Source organism: Pseudomonas sp. Sample_24, from assembly GCF_004307605.1.
GTDB lineage: Bacteria > Pseudomonadota > Gammaproteobacteria > Pseudomonadales > Pseudomonadaceae > Aquipseudomonas.
Window position 1 is genome coordinate 1 of record NZ_RCNW01000005.1, and the last position, 2,528, is coordinate 2,528.

At 61.0% G+C, this 2,528-nt stretch carries 2 protein-coding genes; both read left to right on the forward strand.

Annotated elements, in window-relative coordinates:
• Window positions 1-723 (forward strand): MFS transporter (locus D8V06_RS00390; protein WP_130930248.1); only part of this gene is annotated, 723 nt, incomplete at its 5' end.
• A gap of 11 nt (window positions 724-734) precedes the next feature.
• Window positions 735-2,288 (forward strand): galactarate dehydratase, encoded by a 1,554-nt coding sequence (garD, locus tag D8V06_RS00395; RefSeq protein ID WP_130930249.1) that lies wholly within the window; start codon window positions 735-737, stop codon window positions 2,286-2,288.
• Window positions 2,289-2,528 lie beyond the last annotated feature (240 nt).

A 2,528-nucleotide genomic window follows, 5' to 3' on the forward strand; every position in this document is an offset into this window, starting at 1 on the left:
AACGGCGGCATGGTCGACATGGACCAGAAGGGCAAGAAGTCCGACGGTCCGAAGTGGGATTACATCCGTCAGTTGCTGACCAACCGCATGATGCTCGGCGTGTACCTGGGCCAATACTGCATCAACGGTATCACCTACTTCTTCCTGACGTGGTTCCCGGTGTACCTGGTGCAGGAACGCGGCATGACCATCCTCAAGGCCGGTTTCATCGCCTCGTTGCCGGCGATCTGCGGCTTCATCGGTGGTGTGCTCGGCGGGGTGATTTCCGATTACCTGCTGCGCAAAGGCCATTCCCTGACCTTCGCCCGCAAGGCACCGATCATTGCCGGCCTGCTGGTTTCCAGCAGCATCGTGGCCTGCAACTATGTCGATGTTGAATGGATGGTCGTCGGCTTCATGGCCCTGGCATTCTTCGGCAAAGGCGTGGGCGCACTGGGCTGGGCCGTGGTGTCCGACACCTCGCCGAAACAGATCGCCGGTCTGAGCGGTGGCCTGTTCAACACCTTCGGTAACCTGGCCTCGATCACCACCCCGATCGTGATCGGCTACATCATCAGTTCCACCGGCTCGTTCAAGTGGGCGCTGGTGTTCGTTGGTTGCAACGCACTGGTCGCGGTGTTCAGCTATCTGGTGATCGTCGGTCCGATCAAGCGTGTGGTGCTCAAAGAGCCACCGGTCAGCGGTCCTGAAACCAACAATAAATTGTCTCAAGCGCATTCCTGAGGAGCGGCGTCATGCAGTTGATTGAACATTCCGACTCGCCGCGCTACATCCGCCTGCACGAGCGGGACAATGTGGTGATCGTGGTCAACGATCAGGGCGTCCCGGCCGGCACCGAGTTTGCCGATGGCCTGGTCACCGTGGACTTCGTGCCACAGAGCCACAAGGTCACCCTGGAAGACATTCCCGAGGGTGGCCAGGTGATTCGTTACGGCCAGGTCATTGGCTACGCCTTGCAGCCGATTCCACGCGGCAGTTGGGTCAAGGAAGATCAACTGCGCATGCCGACCGCGCCACCGCTGGACAGCCTGCCGCTGTCTACCGAAGTGCCGGCCGCGCAAGCAGCGCTGGAAGGCTTCACCTTCGAGGGTTATCGCAACGCCGACGGCACCGTCGGCACGCGCAACATCCTTGGCATCACCACCACCGTGCAATGTGTGACCGGTGTGCTCGATCACGCGGTCAAGCGCATCAAGGACGAATTGCTGCCCAAGTACCCGCACGTCGATGACGTGGTGGCACTGACCCACAGCTACGGCTGTGGCGTGGCAATTACGGCCACCGACGCCTACATCCCGATTCGTACTGTGCGCAATCTGGCGCGCAACCCGAACCTGGGTGGCGAGGCCCTGGTGATCAGCCTGGGTTGCGAGAAATTGCAGGCCGGGCAAGTGATGCACGAGGACGATGCCTCGGTGGACTTGAGCGAGCCGTGGCTCTATCGCCTGCAGGATTCCAGTCACGGTTTTACCGAGATGATCGAACAGATCATGGAGCTGGCGGAAATCCGTCTGAAGAAGCTTGATCAACGCCGTCGGGAAACCGTGCCGGCGTCCGAGCTGATTCTCGGCATGCAGTGCGGTGGCAGCGATGCGTTTTCCGGCATCACTGCCAACCCGGCCCTCGGCTATGCCTCGGACCTGTTGCTGCGGGCGGGCGCGACGGTGATGTTTTCCGAAGTCACCGAAGTGCGCGACGCAATCTACCTGCTGACTTCTCGGGCACAGACCAAGGAGGTCGCCGAGGAACTGGTTCGGGAAATGGACTGGTACGACCGTTATCTCGCCAAGGGCGAAGCGGACCGCAGCGCCAACACCACGCCAGGCAACAAGAAGGGCGGGTTGTCGAACATCGTCGAGAAATCCCTGGGCTCGATCGTCAAGTCTGGCAGCAGTGCGATCAGCGGCGTGCTCGGCCCTGGCGAGCGGTTCAAGGACAAAGGCCTGATCTTCTGCGCGACCCCGGCCAGCGACTTCGTCTGCGGGACGTTGCAACTGGCGGCGGGGATGAACCTGCACGTGTTCACCACCGGACGTGGCACGCCTTATGGCTTGGCCATGGCCCCCGTGGTGAAAGTGTCGACCCGGACGGAACTGGCGCAACGCTGGCCGGACCTGATCGACATTGACGCCGGGCGCATTGCTACAGGCCGGGCCTCCATCGAGGAGCTGGGCTGGGAGTTGTTCCACTACTATCTGGATGTGGCCAGCGGCAAGCAGCAGACGTGGGCTGAGAAGCACAAGCTGCATAACGACATCACCTTGTTCAACCCGGCGCCGATCACCTGAGACCAACCAGTGATCGTTCCCACGCTCTGCGTGGGAACGCAACCCGGGACGCTCTGCGTCCCAAAAGCTCGACGCAGAGCGTCACAAGAGGCATTCCCACGCAGAGCGTGGGAACGATCCGGGTGAAAGTGGCTTATCATTAGCCTACTAACGACGCTCACCCAAGGTTACCCCCGGCATGCTGGCAATTTTCCTCGAAACCCTGAACATCACCGCACCGGTGTTCGCCATGCTGTTTCT